This window comes from Algibacter sp. L1A34, from assembly GCF_009796805.1.
Taxonomy (GTDB): Bacteria; Bacteroidota; Bacteroidia; order Flavobacteriales; family Flavobacteriaceae; genus Algibacter.
Window position 1 is genome coordinate 2,585,453 of the sequence record NZ_CP047029.1, and the last position, 19,849, is coordinate 2,605,301.

Below are 19,849 nucleotides of genomic sequence, written 5' to 3' on the forward strand. Positions count from 1 at the left end.
TTTCTTAGTTTCTTAAAGGTTTTCCTTTGGTTAACATGTGTTGAATTCTTTCCAAAGTTTTACGCTCTGTACAAAGTGAAAGGAATGCTTCACGTTCTAAATCCAATAGATATTGCTCGGTTACTAAAGTAGGTTCTGATAAGTCGCCTCCAGCCATAACGTAAGCTAGTTTATTAGCAATTTTCATGTCGTGTTCACTAATGTATTTAGAATCTTTCATGGAATCTGTTCCTACTAAAAACATACCTAAAGCCTGTTTGCCTAATACCTTAACATCTGTACGTTTTATAGGTTGTGTGTAACCCATATTCGCCATTAATTTAGCATGTTCTTTAGCTACAGCAATTTGGCGGTCTTTATTAACTACAACAATATCTTTTCCTTTTTGTAAAACGCCCATATCAAAAGCTTCGTAAGCCGAAGTTGATACTTTTGCCATACCAATAGTTAAAAAGTATTCCTGAAGTGTATTTAACTGCACATCTCCTTTTCTGAAAGTATCTGATGCTCTTAAAGCCATTTCTTTAGAACCACCACCACCAGGGATAACACCAACACCAAACTCTACAAGTCCCATGTAAGTTTCTGCTGCTGCGACGACTTTATCTGCATGTAATGATAATTCACAACCACCACCTAAGGCCATACCGTGAGGTGCGGAAACTGTTGGGATTGAAGAATAACGCATGCGCATCATGGTATCTTGGAAGTATTTAATAGCCATATTAAGCTCATCATACTCTTGCTCTGCAGCCATCATGAAAATCATGCCTATGTTTGCACCAACCGAGAAGTTTGCAGCTTGATTACCAACAACTAAACCAGCAAAATCTTTTTCGGCTAAGTCGATAGCTTTATTTAACCCAGCTAAAACGTCTCCACCAATGGTGTTCATTTTAGATTGGAATTCTAGGTTAAGTATGCCGTCCCCAATATCTTCAATAACAACACCAGAGTTTTTAAACACTTCGTTTGTTTTTCTAATATTATCAAGGATGATAAAACTGTCTTGACCAGGTATTTTAGTTTGTTTTTTAGAAGCGATATCATAAAAGAAAGAAGCGCCTTCTTTTATAGAATAAAAAGAGGTGTTACCAGAAGTAAGCATCTCATTAACCCAAGCAGCAGGCTCTAGGCCTTCAGCTTTCATTAATTCGATTCCTTTTTCTACTCCAATAGCATCCCAAATTTGGAAAGGTCCATGTTCCCAACCAAAACCAGCTTTCATGGCATCATCAATCTTATAAAGCTCTTCTGAAATTTCTGGAATACGATTAGATACGTAAGCAAATAATGCTGTGAAGCTTTTTCTGTAAAACTCACCCGCTTTATCTTTTCCTTTTACTAATACTTTAAAACGGTCTACTACTTTATCAATCGTTTTCGTAAGTTCTAAAGTTGCAAATTTTGCACGTTTAGCCGAACGATATTCTAAGGTGTTTAAGTCTAATGATAAAATTTCTTTAGATCCATCTGCAGACACTTGTTTTTTGTAAAAACCTTGTCCTGTTTTGCTTCCTAACCATTTGTTCTCCATCATAGTATTGATGAAATCTGGTAATTTAAACAATTCTAAACGTTCGTCATTTTTACAGTTTTCTGCAATACCGTTTGCTACGTGAACCAAAGTATCTAAACCTACAACATCTACCGTACGGAAGGTTGCCGATTTTGGACGACCAATTACTGGTCCAGATAATTTATCTACTTCTTCAATAGTTAAATCTAAATCTTTAACCGCATGAAATAAACTTTGAATGCTGAAAATACCAACTCTGTTTCCGATAAATGCCGGTGTATCTTTTGCAATTACCGAGGTTTTGCCAAGAAATTGTTCACCATAACCATTCAAGAATTCTAAAACAGAAGCATCTGTTTTTGGTCCAGGAATAATTTCAAATAATTTTAAGTAACGCGCAGGGTTAAAGAAGTGTGTTCCGCAGAAATGTTTCTGGAAATCTTCACTTCGTCCTTCACTCATAAATTTTATTGGAATACCAGAAGTGTTAGATGTAATTAACGTGCCTGGTTTACGATATTTCTCTAAGTTTTCAAACACCATTTTTTTGATGTCTAGTCTTTCAACTACAACTTCCATAATCCAATCTGCATCGGCTACTTTAGCTATATCATCTTCTAAATTACCTGTGGTAATTCTACTAGCGAAATCTTGATGATAAATTGGAGATGGTTTTGATTTTAACGATGCCATAAGTGCATCATTAACCAATCTATTTCTAACTATTTTGTCTTCTAAAGTTAATCCTTTAACTTTTTCTTTGTCGTTAAGTTCTCTTGGAACAATGTCTAGTAACAGGACATCTACGCCAATATTAGCGAAATGACAAGCTATACCGCTTCCCATAATTCCGGAACCAATAATTGCGATTTTTTTTATTCTACGTTTGCTCATTTTATTTAACTAGTTGTCGTTTGGTGTATATATTTTTTTGTTGGAAACCATATTTAGAATCACATCGGCTACCTCATTGAAGTGCTTTAGTTTTTCATCGGTGATATTGTTTTTTATTTTATCATTAAAGGTTAAAACGCGATCTTTAGAATAGTTACGTTTTTGAATTCCGAAAGGTGTTAGCTTGATAATTACACCACGACCATCTTCTGGATTAGGGTGTCTGTCAATCAAACCTTTTATTTCCATAGCTTTTAAAATTCGAGAAAGGCTTGTAGCTTCCATTCCCATCTTGGGGCCTAAAGCTGTAGATGGTGTTCCTTTTTCTGGATCTATACTTAATAAGGTAAACCCCGTTGCCATAGTACTATCAAATTTTAAAGCTTCTTCATTATACATTTTTTGAACAGCAAGCCAGGTTGTTCGTAAAACGTAATCTATAGTTCTATCTTTCATATAAAGAGGTTGTTGTTTCCAAATATAGTAAAATTTATTATGCACGCATAATAAATTATTATTATTTTAGTTAAACTTTTACTAAGAATGCAAGATTTTGTTAGCCTCTGTAGATTTTCTCGATAAGAGAAAAGTACTTTTGTTTTATAACTTTACGCTTCATCTTCATGGTTGGCGTTAGATGTCCGGCATCTATAGACCAAATGTCTGGAGTGATTTCGAATTTCTTAATTTGTTCCCATTTCCCAAAGTTCGCATTTGCAATATTAATCTCTTCTTGAATTCTAGCAAGTAATTGCATATTCAGTATTATATCTTCGTTACTAGTAAATGGAATATCGTGGCGTTTAGCCCATTCCTTAACGAAATCGTAATTTACTTGTATTAAAGCTGCTGGCATTTTTTCGCCTTCGCCAATAACCATAATCTGCTCTATAAATCGAGATTGTTTAAATTCATTTTCAAGCAGGGCAGGTGCTACATATTTACCGCCCGAAGTTTTGAACATTTCTTTTTTTCTATCGGTTATTTTAAGAAAACCATTGAGGTCTATTTCTCCAATATCACCGGTGTGGAAATAACCACCCTTAATAGCTTCAGCTGTTTTAGCATCATCCTTGTAATAACCTATCATAACATTTGGGCCTTTTACTAGTATTTCACCATCTTCAGCAATTTTAACTTCAACATCATCAATTACTTTACCTGTAGTTCCAACTCTAAAGCCTCCGTTACGCATATCATTTACAGATATAACAGGTGAAGTTTCGGTTAATCCATAACCTTCCATTATAGGTAAACCTGCAGCAGCAAATATTCTAGTAAGTCTAGGTTGTAGTGCGGCACTGCCAGAAACCATGATGTCTAAATTACCACCAAGGCCTTCTTTCCATTTACTAAAAATAAGTTTTCGAGCAATTTTTAGTTGAAATTCATACCACCAACCATTTTGACCGTAAGGTTCAAATCTTAAGCCTAAGTTGACAGCCCAGAAGAAAAGTGATTTTTTTATGCCTGTTAACTCACTACCTTTTGCAATAATTTTATCATATACTTTTTCGTATAAACGCGGAACAGCCGTCATAACGTTAGGTTTAATCTCTTTTAGATTATCGCTCATTTTTTCGATAGATTCTGCAAAGTAAATTTCAGCACCACAATATTGATATAAATACAGTATCATACGTTCAAAAACATGACATACAGGCAAAAAACTTAATGTTTTTGATTTGCCGTATTTAAAAGGAACACGGTTTTCGCTATTCAAAACGTTTGAAACTAGGTTGTTATGAGATAGCATAACACCTTTAGGTTTTCCTGTGGTTCCAGAGGTGTAAATTAATGTTGCTAAATCGGATGAGTTTACTGCGTCTTTTTTAGCTTCAACTTCAGGTTGGTTCTGTTTGTCTTCACCTAATTTAAGAACTTCTTTCCAACTATTTTCATCTTTGATATCATCAAAGGTATAAACATTTTTAAGTTTTGTATTCGCTTTAATAGCGTTTAGTTTTTCTAGAATTTCATTATCTGAAACAAAACAATAGATAGACTCTGAATGATTTAAAATATATTCGTAATCTTCTGCGCAAATTGTTGGGTAAATAGGTACATTTTGAGCTCCAACTTGCAATACGCCAATATCTAGAATGTTCCATTCTGTTCTATTTGTTGAAGAAATTACCGCAATTTTATCGTTTGGTTTAACACCTAGCCTTAATAAACCTCGACTTATAGCATTGGCCTGATCTACGTATTCTTGTGACGAGGTAGCTTGCCATTCTCCATTATGTTTTGTGTTAAAGGCTTTATCTAAATTATATGTTTTTAATTGGTGATAAGGAAAGTCAAAAAGTCTGGTGATTTTGGTCATGGGCTATAATTATTCTAGGCTGCAAAATAGCAAATAAAATAAGATTATCAAATAATGCGCCATAAAAGTGGTGGATTCTTATAAATCTTTATTGATTTTTATCAAATTTGTATTACTTAAGAGTCTGGTTTGCGTTTTATTTCTATAGAATAAGCATAATTTTTTAAAAATTTGCTTAAATGGAGTTTCTCCATTTTTATCAATTAAAGATACCGAATTGTTGATTAAAAACCTTAATATTTAACGCTATTTTAGGTATTGAAAAACATCTTGTTTTCTCTAATATGAGTTTTTGAAGTGATTTCGTATACTTAATAACCGTGTTTTACAATATTATAATTTTTTTCGGAATGGGTAAATTAAAATGTTCTTTATTATAAGAAGTTTAAACTCTAATTATATTTTGGATAAAGCTGAAAAGTGTCACAATACAATATCTTGTATTTTAATGATTTAGAGGCGTTTTCATATTAGTGCGAATTGTTTTAGATTATTTTTTAACCCAAGGTTTATTCCTTCTAATTCCATGAATAATTGTTGGTTATGGATTATTTAATTCGATAAAGTGTTTTTTTTGTTAAAGAAAACAAAATAATTCGATTTTAATTTTTTTTACAGAAAAGACTAAATTTTGATAAGGTTTTTATAAAAAAAGTTAAAAGATTGAATTATAACTTTATAAATCGAGTAACTTATGAAGTTATCGTTTAAAACAATAACTTTCTTTTTGATATATAGTCAATTAGATGACAAATGTCAGTTTTATTATTAGTGTTAGAAACTAGATTTGCAAAAAAATAGATAGATTTTTCAATACATTAATATACTAAGCAATGGAAGTAAAACAATTTAGAAACGGAGTTTGGACAGAAAAAGTCAACGTTAGAGATTTTGTTATTAATAATGTTACACCGTATCATGGAACAGATGAGTTTTTAGTTGGGCCAAGTGCAAAAACTCAAAAATTATGGGAAGTTTGTAAACAAGCAACTAAAGAAGAAAGACGAAATAATGGTGTGCGTTCAGTCGATACTGAAATCATTTCAACCGTTAGTGCTTTTGATGCTGGTTATATTGATAAAGAAAATGAAGTAATTGTTGGATTACAAACCGATGAGCTTCTAAAAAGAACAATGAAACCTTTTGGAGGTTTTAAAGTAGTTCAAAAAGCATTATCAGAACAAGGTGTAAAACCAAATGAAGCTATTACCGAATTATTTTCAAAATATGTTAAATCGCATAATGATGGTGTTTTTGATGCTTATACATCTGAAATTAAAAAATTCCGTTCTTTAGGATTCTTAACAGGCTTGCCAGATAATTATGCTAGAGGTAGAATAATAGGAGATTATCGTCGTGTTGCTCTATATGGTATTAATTCTTTAATTGAAACAAAGAAAGAAGATTTAGAAAATATAACTGGCCCAATGACGGAGGCTGTTATTCGTTTACGTGAAGAAGTATCGGAACAAATTAAATCATTGAAAGAAATGATTGAATTGGGTGCTAAATATAATTTAGATTTAGGTCGTCCGGCAGAAAATTCTCAAGAAGCTGTTCAATGGACATATATGGGCTATTTAGCAGCTGTAAAAGAACAAGATGGTGCAGCTATGTCTTTAGGTAATGTATCTACATTCTTAGATATTTATATTGAAAACGATTTACAAGAAGGACTTATTACAGAAGAAGAAGCTCAAGAATATATAGACCAATTTGTAATGAAATTACGAATGGTACGCCATTTAAGAATGAGCGCTTATGATGAAATATTTGCTGGAGATCCTACCTGGGTAACTGAAGCTATAGGTGGTATGTTTGATGATGGAAGAACTAAAGTAACTAAAACATCGTTCCGTTTTTTAAACACACTATATAATTTAGGAGCATCACCAGAACCAAATATTACAATTCTTTGGTCTGAAGCTTTACCACAAAACTTCAAAGATTACTGTGCAAAAGTTTCTATTGATACCTCATCAATTCAGTTTGAAAATGATGAGTTAATGAGAGTTAATCGTGGATCTGATGATTATGGAATAGCATGTTGCGTGTCTTATCAAGAATTGGGTAAATCAATTCAATTTTTTGGAGCAAGAACTAATTTAGCAAAAACTTTATTATTAGCTATTAATGGTGGCCGTTGTGAAAACACAGGTACCCAAATGGTTGCTGGAATTGAAGCTTGTGAATGTGAATATTTAGACTTTGATAAAGTGATGGCTAATTATAAAATAGCCATGAAAGAAGTTGCTCGTGTATATAATGATTCTATGAATATTATTCATTACATGCATGATAAATACTATTATGAAAAAGCACAAATGGCTTTAATTGATACAAACCCAGGCATTAATATTGCTTATGGTATTGCTGGCTTATCTATTGTTGCAGATTCTCTTTCAGCAATTAAATATGCAAAAGTAAGACCTATTAGAAATGAAGATGGTTTAACTGTAGATTTTAAAATTGAAGGCGAATTTCCTAAATACGGAAATGATGATGATCGAGTAGATGTTTTAGCTGCAAATGCAGTAGCTGATTTTAATAATGAATTGAAGAAATTAGCAGTTTACAAAAATGCAGAACCTACAATGTCTGTATTAACGATTACGTCTAATGTTTCTTATGGTAAGAAAACAGGTGCAACTCCAGATGGTAGAGCAAACGGAGTCGCTTTTGCACCAGGTGCAAACCCAATGCACGGTAGAGATTCAAATGGAGCAATTGCCTCTTTAAATTCTGTAGCAAAAATTGATTATAAAGATTCTCAAGATGGTATTTCTAATACATTTTCAATTGTACCTAAATCTTTAGGAGCTACTAAAGAAGAACAAATAGAAAATTTAGGAACCATTTTAGATGGTTATTTCTCTAAAAATGCACAACATTTAAATGTGAATGTATTAGATAAAGAAACTTTGCTTGATGCCATGGAACATCCAGAAGAATATCCACAATTAACAATTCGTGTATCTGGTTACGCTGTTAATTTTGTTAGATTGACTAGAGAACAGCAATTAGAGGTAATTGCACGTTCTTTCCACGAATCTATGTAATTTTTATTAATATTTTAGAGGCTTAATTTAAAACATAACCTTATCAAAACTGCTGAAAACATATTAAGAGTGCATTCTATCGAGTCTTTTGGTACTCATGATGGTCCCGGAATTCGGATGATAGTATTCTTACAAGGATGTAAATTAAAATGTTTGTATTGCCATAATCCAGACTCTATTGAAACTTCTGGAGGAACAGAATATCATATTGAAGATTTGATGCAAATGGCACTTAAAATGAAACCTTATTTTGGTAAAAAAGGTGGTGTTACCGTATCTGGGGGAGAACCCTTGTTGCAAGCTAAAGAATTAATTCCATTTTTTAAAAGGTTAAAAGAAGAAGGCATCCATACCAATATTGATACAAATGGTAGAATATTAAATCATTTTTCTGAAGAATTATTGGATGAACACGCAGATTTGATTATGCTTGATATTAAGAGTATGACAGAGGAAGGTTACCAGTATATAACAGGGAAACCAAATAAAGAAATCTCATTCAAGTTTGCGAAACATAGAGAGGCTTCTGGAAAAAAAATGTGGTTACGTTATGTTTTAATTCCTGGTATTACTGATAAACCGGAACTTTTACATGCTTTGGGTAAGCATTTTAATGATTATAAAACTATTGAAAAAATTGAAATTCAACCATATCATAAACTAGGTATTCATAAATGGGAAGCTTTAGGTTGGGATTATCAACTTAAGGATGCACGTGAAAATACCAAGGAAGAAATTTTATCCGCTTCAGAGATTTTAAATCAATATTTTAATGAGGTAAAAATAAATTAATACATGTTGGTTCATATCAACATAAATCGATTATATGAATACTCCAAAAGAGGTCGTACAAATAGTAAATAAATTAGCTTTAAATAAAGGCAATTATAAAATAAATAAAACATTAATTCTAGCTTTTTTAGCAGGAGCATATATTGCTTTTGGAGGTTTGTTAGCCATTATTGTAGGCGGAGGATCTCCTGGTTTAGCTGCTAGTAATCCTGGAATAGTAAAATTTCTTTTTGGAGCAACATTTCCAATCGGACTTATACTAGTTGTTACAGTTGGTGCTGAACTTTTTACTGGTAATAATGCTTATTTTGTACCTAACGTTTTGAGCAGGAAACAGAATATTGGTGCTGTACTTAAAAATTGGGGATTAGTATATTTTGGTAATTTTTTAGGCGCAATTTTTGTTGCTTATGTAATTACGCATTTAACTCATATTGTAAGTGGTTCCCCTTTTATAGATTCTGTACATAATGTTGCTGTGGGTAAAACAAGCCATACGTTTTTAGTCACATTTCTAAAAGGAATAGGAGCGAATTGGTTAGTTTGCTTGGCGGTTTGGCAAGGAATGGCGGCTAAGAATACAACGGGTAAAATACTTTCTATTTGGCTACCTGTAATGGCTTTTGTTACAATGGGGTTTGAGCATAGTATTGCAAATATGTATTTTATTCCTTTAGCTATTTTTGAAGGTACCAATATTACTTGGACAAGTTTTCTAATAAATAACCTTATACCTGCCACCTTAGGAAATATTGTTGGTGGTGTTCTTTTTGTTGGTTTGCCTTATGGTTATTTATTTGGGAAATTAGATACCGGAATAAAAATATAACTTTTTAAAATTAAAGTATAAAAAAAGCACTTTCAAATATTGAAAGTGCTTTTTTTTATATTATAAAATTATCTTAAGCAGTTAACCATAATCTAGCATTCACAAAAGCTTCTAACCAAGGAGAAACTTCGTCAGTTCTTCCTTCTGGGTAATTTGCCCAGTTCCATTGAAACGTAGAACGCTCAATGTGTGGCATAGTTACTAAGTGACGCCCTGTTTTATCAGAAAGCATTGCGGTGTTGTAATCCGATCCGTTTGGATTATTTGGATACCCTTCGTAACCGTATTTAGCAACGATATTATAGTTTTCTTCGGAAAGCGGTAAGTTAAATTTACCTTCACCATGAGAAATCCAAACACCTAATTCCGTTCCTGCTAAAGTTGAAAGCATTACAGAGTTATTATCTTGAATTTTTACAGACGTGAAAGAACTTTCGTGTTTATGAGAATCATTATGAATCATTTTTCCGTGTACTTCATGCTCCGGATTAATTTCTTCTAATTCCATAAATAATTGACAACCATTACAGATACCAACCGATAAAGTATCTTCTCTTTTAAAGAAATCTTGAATTACTTTATTTGCTTTCTCGTTGTATTTAATTGCGCCTGCCCATCCTTTTGCAGAACCAAGTACATCTGAATTACTAAATCCACCAACGGCTCCTAAAAACTGAATATCTTCTAAGGTTTCACGCCCAGAGATTAAATCTGTCATGTGTACATCCTTCACATCGAAACCAGCTAAATACATAGCGTTAGCCATTTCGCGTTCTGAATTTGATCCTTTTTCACGAAGAATAGCCGCCTTTGGGCGTTTGCCTGTAAAAGCTTCTAGTTTTCCTGTGAAATTTTTCGGGAATGTATATTGAAGAGGTTGATTTTTATAATTATTGAAACGTGCTTCAGCTAAATTATTTGCCGTTTGTTTTTGGTCTAATAAATAAGACGTTTTATACCAAACATCTCTAGTTTCTGCAACATCGAAAGAGAAACTCTCGTCGTTGTTTTTGATGTTTAATTGTCCTGTATTGTTTACAGAACCAATATTAATAGCCTTTATTTTATTTTCTGATAAGATAGTTTCAACAGAAGCATCTGCTTGAAAAACAATTCCTGAGTTTTCAGCAAAAAGTACTTTTATAGCATCTTCTTCACCTAATTTAGAAAGATCTAAATCGGCACCTAAATTAATATCAGCAAAGCAAAGTTCTAATAAAGTAGTAATTAAACCACCCGAAGCCACATCGTGACCAGCAACAATTTTATCTTCTGTTATTAAATTTTGAATGGTATTAAAAACTGCTTTTACATAAGTCGCATCTTTTACATTAGGTGTTTCGTTTCCAATAGCATTTAAGACTTGGTTGAAAGAACTTCCTCCTAATTTAAAATCGTCTTGAGAAATATTGATATAGTAAATGTTACCACCGTTTTGTTTTAAAACAGGTTCAACAACTTTAGTAATATCATTACAGTTAGCACCAGCAGAAATAATAACCGTTCCAGGAGAGATAACATCACCATCAGGATATTTTTGTTTCATAGAAAGTGAATCTTTTCCGGTTGGCACATTGATTCCTAAATCTATAGAAAATTCTGAAATTGCTTTTACAGCTTCGTATAAGCGCGCATCTTCACCTTCATTTTTACATGGCCACATCCAGTTTGCTGAAAGCGAAACCGCATTTAAGCCATCTTTTAAAGGTGCCCAAACTAAGTTTGTAAGTGCTTCTGTTATTGAGTTTCTACTTCCTGCAACAGGGTTAATTAAACCAGAAATAGGCGAGTGGCCTATAGAGGTTGCAACACCTTCTTTCCCTTTAAAATCTAGCGCCATAACACCAACATTGTTTAAAGGAATTTGCAAAGGTCCAACACATTGTTGTTTGGCAACTTTACCACCAACACAACGGTCTACTTTGTTTGTTAACCAATCTTTACAACCTACAGCTTCAAGTTGTAAAACTTGCTCTAAATAGATTTTTAAGTTTTTGGTTTTATAACGTGGGTTTTTATAATTTCTAACAACAGTTTTATCTGTTAAAACAGTTTTTGGAGAGCTACCAAACATATCTTCTAGAGCTAAATCCATTGGTTTGTCGCCTTTGGTCTTGGATTCGAAAGTAAAACGATCGTTACCAGTAACCTCTCCAACAGTGTACATTGGCGAACGTTCTCGGTCTGCAATTTTTTGAAGTATTTCAGTATGATCTTCAGAAATCACTAAGCCCATACGTTCTTGCGATTCGTTACCAATAATTTCTTTTGCTGATAAAGTCGGATCTCCAACAGGTAATTTATCTAAATCGATATGTCCTCCAGTATCTTCAACTAATTCTGATAAACAGTTTAAGTGTCCACCGGCGCCGTGATCGTGAATAGAAACAATGAAGTTTTCATCGCTTTCTACCATACCACGAACAGCATTGGCAGCACGTTTTTGCATTTCTGGATTAGAACGTTGTACTGCGTTTAACTCAATACCAGATGAAAGTGCACCTGTATCTGCAGAAGACACCGCAGCGCCTCCCATTCCAATTCTATAATTTTCACCACCAAGAATAACAATTTTGTCGCCTTCTTTTGGTGTATCTTTTAAGGCTTGGTCTGCTTTACCGTAACCAATACCACCAGCTTGCATAATAACTTTATCGAAACCTAATTTTCTTGGTTCAGAATCGCTAGATGATGCGTTTTCGGCATGTTCAAAAGTTAAAACAGAACCTGTAATTAAAGGTTGTCCAAATTTGTTTCCAAAATCTGAAGCACCATTTGAGGCTTTTATTAAAATATCCATTGGTGTTTGATAAAGCCATTTTCTAGCTTTAAATTTTTGTTCCCAATGGCGATTTTCTTCTAATCGAGAATACGATGTCATGTAAACAGCTGTTCCTGCTAAAGGTAAAGAACCTTTTCCGCCAGCAAGACGATCTCTAATTTCTCCACCAGCACCAGTTGCAGCACCATTAAAAGGTTCTACGGTTGTTGGGAAGTTATGTGTTTCCGCTTTAAGAGAAATAACGGACTCGTAATTTTTTGTTTCGTAAAAATCTGGTTTGTCAGCTGTTTTAGGAGCAAATTGCTCTACAACTGGTCCTTTTACAAAAGCAACGTTATCTTTATAAGCCGAAACAATATCGTTTGGATGTGTTTCGGATGTTTTTCTAATTAATTTGAAAAGTGATGTTGGTTTTTCTTCGCCATCAATGACAAAGGTTCCGTTGAAAATTTTGTGACGACAGTGCTCTGAGTTTACTTGAGAAAAGCCGAAAACTTCAGAATCTGTTAAAGGACGTTTAATTTTTTTCGCAACACCTTCTAAATAATCAACCTCTTCAGTACTTAAAGATAAGCCTTCTTGCTCGTTGTAAGCAGCAATATCTTCGATGTTTAAAATAGATTCTGGCTTAATATCGATAGTGAACATATCTTGATTTAAGCTAGAGAATTTTTCTGAAATCATTGGGTCGAAATCTTTGAACTCTTCCGTTGAAGCTGAAAACTCTTCAATTCTGATAATGCCTGAAATCCCCATATTCTGAGTGATTTCAACAGCATTTGTACTCCAAGGTGTAATCATGGCAGCACGTGGGCCAACAAAAAAAGCATCTATCGATGCTTGTTCTATTTGTGTTTGGTTGCCAAAAAGCCATGTTAATTTAGAGATGGTTTCGGTAGATAATTCTTTTGTTGTTTGAACAGCAAAGACATTGCTCGTTACGTTTCCAAAGAAATGAATCATTATATAGATGTTGTTAGTTTAAAGAAAGTGCAAATTTACTTTTTTTTAGCCGATTTTCTATTAAAAAAATACGATGGAAAATTGAGAGTTATTCACGAGGTTTTGAACAAAAAAAAGCGGCTTGAAAAAGCCGCTTTAGTTAAGAGTAGTAGTTTGCTTATTGTTTTACTATTTTTTTAGTGATGCTTCTTGCTTCCGAAGAAAGTTTTAAAATATAAACACCATGCTTTAAGTTTGCTAAATCTATGCTTTGCGCAGAAGAAGAAATAACACCTTTATTGGTTTGCTTTCCAAGAATATCATAGATACCAAATTCTAGAGGTTCGTTGGTGTCAATATTAATATTGCTTCCTTTTACTGGGTTTGGATAGATTTTTAGGTCTTCTAAAAATTTATCATCTGTACTTAATGAAGTGTAACAAGTCCAAGATAAATCATCTAGAATTACACGATCTCCACCACTTGTGTTTTCTGTAATTACAATAGTTACATTGCCAGTAATATTGATATTAGAAATGGTTGTTGTTTGTGCTGAATCTCCATAAGGTAGTGAGCCAACAACGTTACCATTTACCATAACGTCTAAATTTCCAGAGCCTCCGCTGTAAGCTCTTTGGGTGGTTGCGGTAAGGTTACCTATACCACCTGGGAACGATGGAGATGTAATATTACCTTCTTTAGTGCCTCTAACATCAAAAGTAATGGCTTTACTTTCTGGTGAAATAACTTCGTCTATTCTAGCTAGGGAGGCGGTCCATGAGCCACCATCATTTCCTGTCCAAGTTCTGTTTCCGTATTGGTTATTATTCAATCCGTCTGTGGAGACTAAGTTCTCGAAAGTTTCTGAGATACATGCATCAATTGCTGGCGTAGAATCTTCTAGTGTTGTTGCATTTACAGCATCGCTTAAATCCGATTTGTTATTTGCTAAATCAGTAGCAAGTACAGCAAAGCTATATGTAGTTTCTGGGTTTAGACCTGTAAGTGTTATTGTGGTTGTTGATTGTGAAGACAAAAAATATGCGCCATCAACATAAATTTGATAAGAGGTAACACCGGTATCATCTGTAGAGGCATCCCAACTTAAATCTACAGTAGTGCTTGTTGCGTTAGCTGCTGTTAAATTTGTTGGTGCTGTTGGAGCTTCTGTGTCTGTTGGTTGAGATTCTCCCCAGCGATTTGTTGCAGTTTGTCCGCCCCAAATAACAGTTGCTAAATAAGGATTATCAATAAAAGGATTTCTGTTTCCTTGTCCGTAGGTATTGTTAGCATCTCCGTGATAAGCATTTCTTTGATCTTCAACAATAGAAACAGGATCTTGTGCATTCCATTCTAAAAGTAAATTAATCATGTTGCTATCTATGGTATTTGTTTCTCCAATTGCAACAAACGATGGTTTACATTGTGTACCATATCTTAAATACATGTACATAATAATTCTTGCCGCATCACCTTTCCACTCATCACCAGGATACCAGCTTCCAGAAATATTAGCCGCTGTAGTTGTGATTGGGTTACCGTCTGATCCGATATTGGTTATGTATTTTAAATTTCCGCGATTGGAGTTCATTTTAACATCCGATGGTCTTAGGTTGTGAGCATCCGCATATGGAGGAACATCTTTACCTGTACTTTCTAATTTTGGACTTGCCAAAGAGTTTGGAAAGGTGTGTTCTCTGTTCCAATGAATTCCTTGGGTTCCTCCAGTGAGGCCGTTGCCACGTGTTCGGTCTGTAACATAGTTGCCGTCTGTATCACTGTAGCCGTAAATTAATAATACATTATTTAGGTTATCAGGATCTTGATCTGTTATTTTACTAGCGTTCCAAATGCCAGGTGTGTAAGTTAGGTATTGGGTGTGTTTTGTAGCTGTTTCTATGGCTAGGTCGTTAAAAAGGTCTAGTCCAGTTTGCGAAAAATCGACATCTTGGTAATAGCTTTGTAAGTTTTGTGGCGGTGTTAACTGCGCAAAACTTAAAGTTGTAATAAATAAAAAGAATAAGTAAAAGTGTTTCATAGAGAGAATGGATTAATTATTGTTTGAATTATAAAAATAAGATAAAACACATATTGAGGGTGTGTTTTGATTTTTCACAAAGTTAAAATCTTTTTCTCGTTCTTGTGTTAAGGAATTGTCAAGTCGATTATGTGCTATTATCAGAGTGTATTCGAAAATTTTATAAACAAAAAAAGACCATCTTTTCAGATAGTCTTTTTTATTTATGTTTTTAAGTGAATAGGTATTAGTTCGCTTTACGTTCTAAAAGTGCCATGTAAAACCCATCAAATCCAGATTTATGAGCCATTACCTTTTTATCCTTAACTAAAGAGAAATTCTCCCCAGCTTCCGATTTTAAAAAGGTTGCCACTTGGTCTTGGTTTTCCGAAGGTAATACCGAACAAGTTGCGTAAACCATTTGTCCGCCAGGTTTAACCATTTTACAATACTGTTGGATAATTTCTTGTTGCGTTTTCTTGATTTTGTCAATAAACTCAGGTTGAAGTTTCCATTTGGCATCAGGGTTTCTTCTTAAAACACCTAAGCCAGAACAAGGCGCATCGATTAAAACACGATCGGCTTTATCGTAAAGTTTTTTAATAACTTTAGTAGATTCTATGGCACGGTTTTCAATATTATGAGCGCCGTTACGTTTAGCGCGTCTTTTTAATTCGTTCAATTTATTACCATAAATATCCATGGCAATAATTTGTCCTTTATTTTCCATTAAAGAAGCTAGGTGCAACGTTTTTCCTCCAGCACCAGCACAAGCATCTACAACACGCATACCTGGTTCTACATTTAAAAACTCGGCAACCAATTGTGAAGAGGCATCTTGTACTTCAAAATGTCCGTTTTTAAACATTTCAGTAGAAAATACATTAGCACGCTCTTTTAATTTTAGAGCACTTGGGTGATCTGGTAAAAAATCGGTTTCAATATCTAAATCGAATAAAGCAGTTTGTAGTTCTTCTTTAGTTGTTTTCAATGTATTAACACGTAAAATAACATCGGCTTGCACGTTTAGAGCTTCAATTTCTTTGCTCCAAAGTTCTTTGCCTAATTCTTTTACACCAATTTCATCCATCCAATCTGGGATGGATTCTTTAAATTTTCTATTGTTAGAAAGCTCATCATATCGACCTTTAATACGACGTAATGGTGTGCCTTCAAAATATTTCCAATCTGGTAATTTTACCCCTTTTAAAGTTGCCCAAACCGCAAACATACGCCACAGATTGTCACGATCAAAAGGTTCTTTTACTTCAGCAATTTCAGCGTATAGACGTTTCCATCGCACCATTTCATAAGTAGTTTCAGCAACAAAACCACGGTCTCTTGCTCCCCAACGTTTATCACGTTTTAAAAGTTGTTGTATCACCTTATCGGCGTATTTGCCTTCGTTAAAAATTAGGGTTAAACCATCAATAACCGCAAAGCATAAATTTCTGTGTAATCGCATTTTTTCTAGTTCTCAGTTTTCAGTTGGAAGTTTTCAAACAAAAGTTATCCATCTTTCATCCAAACTGCATTAATTATTAGAGTTTGCAAAGTTACGCTTTATTCATTAATAATTTTTCTTAATTTGCAGCGATTAATTAAGGTATTTGGAAGAACAAGATTTTATAAACGATTTAAGAGCAGGTAAGCAATTTGCGTATGGAAAGTTAATAGATAGCTTTCAGCAAAAAGTTTTTGCAACCTGTATCTCGTTTGTACCCAATAAAGAAGATGCAGAAGATATTGCGCAGGATGTTTTTGTGGAGGTTTTTAATTCGATTAATAAGTTTAAAGGGAATTCAAAATTATCAACTTGGATTTACCGGATTACCACCAATAAATGTTTAGAGTTTATTAGGAAGAAAAACACTAAAAAACGGTTTGCCTTTCTACAATCTATTATGGGGAATGAAATTCCTATGGATAAAACCAAGTATTTCACCGAAATGAATCATCCAGGTGTTTTGTTAGAAAATAAAGAAAAAAGTGAAACGCTGTTTAAGGCTATAAACCAGTTACCCGATGCTCAGCGTGTTGTTTTTACTTTAAGTAAAATAGATGGACTTAGTAATCAGGAGGTTTGTGATATTACAGAAAAAAGTTTGTCGTCGGTAGAATCGTTAATGTTTAGAGCTAAAAAAAACTTACAAGATGTTTTAGGTGATTTTTATAAAAACGAAATGAAGTGAAAAAAAAATGGCTACTAACGCAAGTTTTAATAAAATATTGCATCTAAACATTTATAACACAAAAGATATGGATATTAATAAAGACATACAGCAGAAAATAGATAGTGTTTTAAACGCTGTCGATGGTATTGAAACCGTAAATGTGTCTCCTTTTTTTAAGGATAAAACCATGCAACGTTTATTTTCTGAAAAAGAAAAAGTAGTGGAGCAATCAAGTTGGTTTACTCCAAAATTACAATTGGCAACATTGGTATGTGTTGTTGTTTTAAACGTAATTGCATTTACGCAATTAGATAGTTCGGGAGCGTCTAGTTATGACGAGAATCTTAATGAGTTTGCAGAAACTTATGGTTTGTCGTCTAGTTCAACAACATCATTTTTAAATTAAAAATCAAATGAAAAAAAATATAGTTTTATACATTCTGCTTATCTTTTTAGTGGCTGTTAATGCTTTTTTTCTCTTTAATTATTTAGGGAAGCCTATAGGGAAACGAAAGATGGAGCGCGAAGATCCTATGAGTTTTATTATAGATGAGTTAAACTTTAACGAAGAGCAACTAGAGGCTGTGCAAGTTTTAAATAGAGAGCATCGTCAAAATATGATGCGAAACAATAGTGGTATCAAAAAAATGAAGGATGCTTTGTTTAGTAAATTATCAGATAAAGAACTAGATCCTAAAGTTGTAGATTCTTTAGCGCGTATAATTGCTTTAAAAGAAATGGAGTTCGATAAAATGGCGTTTTATCATTTTAGAGGTATTCAAGAATTATGTAATCCAGAGCAAAAAGAAAAGTTTAAGAGTATAATGAATGATGCGCTTAAAAAAGGTTCGAATAATAGAGAGAGATTACCTAATGAAGAAAGCGGAGAAAGAAATGGACCTCCGCCACCAGGAGGAATGGGAGGTGATCGTCAAGGTCCGCCGCCGCCAATGCATTAAAATTTAAAAGAAAAGACACTAATTTTTAGTGTCTTTTCTTTTGTGATTATATTAACAAAAGCATGCGCAAGTTTATGCTTGAGATACCATCTAAACTTACATAAACATTTAAATAATTTTTTAAGATGAAAAATAAAACAATTAAAACAGGTGTCTTAGTTTTTGGATTGGCACTATTAGGTTCTACTCAAACATTTGCACAGTCGGAAGAAAAGGGAAATCAAAAACCGCCATCATTTAGTGAGTTGTTGAAAAAGCTAGATGCCAATGAAGATGGTAAACTATCGGAAAATGAAGTAGACGGACCGTTAAAAGAGCAGTTTGCTACAATTGATGCCGATAAAGATGGTTTTATTACTGAAGCTGAAATGAAACCGAAGGCAAAAGAAGCAAAATCGGAAAAGAAGAGTAAAGGTCAAGGAAAAGGTATGCCAACTTATACGGAGTTGTTAGAGCAAATGGATACTGATAAGGATGGTAAACTTTCTAAAAGTGAAGTTAAGGGGCCTTTAAAAAACGATTTCTCTAAAGTTGATACTAATAAAGATGGTTTTTTATCTGAGGCAGAATTAAAAAATGCTCCAAAGCCAGAGCGTCCACAAAGAAGATAATTCCTTAATATTTTTAGTGTAGACTATTACTCTCAATAGTTTATTTTAAAGACTCAAAATTTAAAAATTTTGAGTCTTTTTTTTTGTTAAGATTTTTTTAACATAATACAAGCGCAAGTTTTAAAACAGATGGGCATCTAAACTTTATATAACAATTTAATAACATTCTATTAATATTAAATAAGTTGATAATATGCCGCAAAACATTCAAAAATTAATGAGTAGGTTTTCTTCTATTTCGTTAGAAGAAATGAACAGTGTTGCCTTAATGAAACGAACCGATACTAAGTTTGTAATTAATAAGGAGCAATTGCTAGCTGTTTTAAGTAAAATAGATGACCAGTATAAAGTATTGGAAATTAAAAAGGATAGAATAATGAGTTATTCTTCGTTGTATTTTGATACCGATGATAACAAATTTTATAATGATCACCATAATGGCAAGAATAACCGAACTAAAATTCGGCAGCGTAAATATGTAGAATCTAATCTTTGTTTTTTGGAAATAAAGCAAAAAAACGGAAAGGGCGAAACAAATAAATCTAGGATTCCCGTAAGTGATTTTGAAGTTGATTTATCAAAATCTTCTACCGCGTTTATTTCAGAAACCACTAACGAGGTTTATAATTTGGAACCCAGTTTATGGAATGGGTTTAATAGAATAACCTTGGTGAGTTTAAAAAATAAAGAGCGTGTTACTATAGATTTAAATCTTTCTTATAAAATGAATGACATCGAGAAAAAATTTGAGAATCTCGTTGTTGTCGAAGTGAAACAAGAACGTTTTAATCGAAATTCTGCCATAGTAAAAGCTTTAAAAGTATTACGCCAGCACCCTTATAGTATTAGTAAATATTGTATCGGTATGGTTAGTCTTTACAACGATATAAAGTATAATGTATTCAAGAAAAAATTAATTAAAATAAATAATATAACAGCATAATT

General features: G+C 33.4%; 14 protein-coding genes. 8 read left to right on the forward strand and 6 right to left on the reverse strand.

All coding sequences use genetic code 11. The features are described 5' to 3' along the window. Positions 1-4: 4 nt before the first annotated feature. From GQR97_RS11005 to GQR97_RS11015, 3 genes are all read right to left on the reverse strand, one after another. Entirely contained in the window at positions 5-2,413 is a 2,409-nt protein-coding gene (locus tag GQR97_RS11005) for a 3-hydroxyacyl-CoA dehydrogenase/enoyl-CoA hydratase family protein (protein ID WP_158848333.1), read from the reverse strand. Positions 2,414-2,422: 9 nt separating this feature from the next. After that, positions 2,423-2,869, reverse strand: coding sequence for a MarR family winged helix-turn-helix transcriptional regulator (locus GQR97_RS11010; protein WP_158848335.1), 447 nt, complete (start codon positions 2,867-2,869; stop codon positions 2,423-2,425). Positions 2,870-2,969: 100 nt separating this feature from the next. After that, a complete protein-coding gene (locus tag GQR97_RS11015) occupies positions 2,970-4,739 on the reverse strand; it encodes an AMP-dependent synthetase/ligase (RefSeq protein WP_158848337.1) in 1,770 nt (589 codons plus the stop codon). Between the two features lie 833 nt (positions 4,740-5,572). Between GQR97_RS11015 and pflB the strand changes: the two genes are divergently transcribed. The 3 genes from pflB (at position 5,573) to GQR97_RS11030 (ending at position 9,419) form a co-directional block, all read left to right on the forward strand. Then, positions 5,573-7,798, forward strand: a complete 2,226-nt coding sequence (gene pflB, locus GQR97_RS11020) for a formate C-acetyltransferase (protein WP_158848339.1) — start codon at positions 5,573-5,575, stop codon at positions 7,796-7,798. A gap of 69 nt (positions 7,799-7,867) precedes the next feature. After that, on the forward strand, positions 7,868-8,590 hold the full coding sequence (gene pflA, locus GQR97_RS11025) for a pyruvate formate-lyase-activating protein (RefSeq protein WP_233267521.1): 723 nt from the start codon (positions 7,868-7,870) through the stop codon (positions 8,588-8,590). Positions 8,591-8,624: 34 nt separating this feature from the next. Beyond that, positions 8,625-9,419, forward strand: a complete 795-nt coding sequence (locus GQR97_RS11030) for a formate/nitrite transporter family protein (RefSeq protein WP_199269842.1) — start codon at positions 8,625-8,627, stop codon at positions 9,417-9,419. A gap of 73 nt (positions 9,420-9,492) precedes the next feature. On the opposite strand, the gene purL is transcribed toward GQR97_RS11030, so the two are convergent. From purL to GQR97_RS11045, 3 genes are all read right to left on the reverse strand, one after another. After that, a complete protein-coding gene (gene purL, locus GQR97_RS11035; RefSeq protein WP_158848341.1) occupies positions 9,493-13,164 on the reverse strand; it encodes a phosphoribosylformylglycinamidine synthase in 3,672 nt (1,223 codons plus the stop codon). A gap of 157 nt (positions 13,165-13,321) precedes the next feature. Next, positions 13,322-15,181: an endonuclease gene (locus GQR97_RS11040; RefSeq protein ID WP_158848343.1), complete on the reverse strand. Its 1,860-nt coding sequence runs from the start codon at positions 15,179-15,181 to the stop codon at positions 13,322-13,324. Between the two features lie 226 nt (positions 15,182-15,407). Then, positions 15,408-16,625, reverse strand: a complete 1,218-nt coding sequence (locus GQR97_RS11045; protein WP_158848345.1) for an RsmB/NOP family class I SAM-dependent RNA methyltransferase — start codon at positions 16,623-16,625, stop codon at positions 15,408-15,410. Positions 16,626-16,770: 145 nt separating this feature from the next. Here GQR97_RS11045 and GQR97_RS11050 point away from each other — a divergent pair, with 145 nt between their 5' ends. The 5 genes from GQR97_RS11050 to GQR97_RS11070 all read left to right on the forward strand — a co-directional run bounded on the left by GQR97_RS11050 (position 16,771) and on the right by GQR97_RS11070 (position 19,847). Next, positions 16,771-17,352: an RNA polymerase sigma factor gene (locus GQR97_RS11050; RefSeq protein WP_158848347.1), complete on the forward strand. Its 582-nt coding sequence runs from the start codon at positions 16,771-16,773 to the stop codon at positions 17,350-17,352. 7 nt (positions 17,353-17,359) lie between these two features. After that, on the forward strand, positions 17,360-17,740 hold the full coding sequence (locus tag GQR97_RS11055; RefSeq protein WP_158848349.1) for a hypothetical protein: 381 nt from the start codon (positions 17,360-17,362) through the stop codon (positions 17,738-17,740). A 7-nt stretch (positions 17,741-17,747) separates the two neighbouring features. Next, a complete protein-coding gene (locus GQR97_RS11060; protein ID WP_158848351.1) occupies positions 17,748-18,293 on the forward strand; it encodes a Spy/CpxP family protein refolding chaperone in 546 nt (181 codons plus the stop codon). A gap of 125 nt (positions 18,294-18,418) precedes the next feature. Continuing rightward, positions 18,419-18,904 (forward strand): EF-hand domain-containing protein, encoded by a 486-nt coding sequence (locus GQR97_RS11065; RefSeq protein ID WP_158848353.1) that lies wholly within the window; start codon positions 18,419-18,421, stop codon positions 18,902-18,904. Between the two features lie 193 nt (positions 18,905-19,097). After that, positions 19,098-19,847, forward strand: coding sequence for a polyphosphate polymerase domain-containing protein (locus GQR97_RS11070; protein WP_233267522.1), 750 nt, complete (start codon positions 19,098-19,100; stop codon positions 19,845-19,847). Positions 19,848-19,849: the final 2 nt, after the last annotated feature.

Excerpts from the sequence above, each read along its gene's own strand:
- GQR97_RS11015 (WP_158848337.1), bottom strand. The coding sequence starts at position 4,739 with ATGACCAAAATCACCAGACTTTTTGACTTTCCTTATCACCAATTAAAA.
- GQR97_RS11065 (WP_158848353.1), top strand. The coding sequence starts at position 18,419 with ATGAAAAATAAAACAATTAAAACAGGTGTCTTAGTTTTTGGATTGGCA.
- GQR97_RS11060 (WP_158848351.1), top strand. The coding sequence starts at position 17,748 with ATGAAAAAAAATATAGTTTTATACATTCTGCTTATCTTTTTAGTGGCT.
- GQR97_RS11040 (WP_158848343.1), bottom strand. The coding sequence starts at position 15,181 with ATGAAACACTTTTACTTATTCTTTTTATTTATTACAACTTTAAGTTTT.
- GQR97_RS11010 (WP_158848335.1), bottom strand. The coding sequence starts at position 2,869 with ATGAAAGATAGAACTATAGATTACGTTTTACGAACAACCTGGCTTGCT.
- GQR97_RS11005 (WP_158848333.1), bottom strand. The coding sequence starts at position 2,413 with ATGAGCAAACGTAGAATAAAAAAAATCGCAATTATTGGTTCCGGAATT.
- GQR97_RS11055 (WP_158848349.1), top strand. The coding sequence starts at position 17,360 with ATGGCTACTAACGCAAGTTTTAATAAAATATTGCATCTAAACATTTAT.
- pflB (WP_158848339.1), top strand. The coding sequence starts at position 5,573 with ATGGAAGTAAAACAATTTAGAAACGGAGTTTGGACAGAAAAAGTCAAC.
- purL (WP_158848341.1), bottom strand. The coding sequence starts at position 13,164 with ATGATTCATTTCTTTGGAAACGTAACGAGCAATGTCTTTGCTGTTCAA.
- GQR97_RS11045 (WP_158848345.1), bottom strand. The coding sequence starts at position 16,625 with ATGCGATTACACAGAAATTTATGCTTTGCGGTTATTGATGGTTTAACC.
- GQR97_RS11030 (WP_199269842.1), top strand. The coding sequence starts at position 8,625 with ATGAATACTCCAAAAGAGGTCGTACAAATAGTAAATAAATTAGCTTTA.
- GQR97_RS11070 (WP_233267522.1), top strand. The coding sequence starts at position 19,098 with ATGCCGCAAAACATTCAAAAATTAATGAGTAGGTTTTCTTCTATTTCG.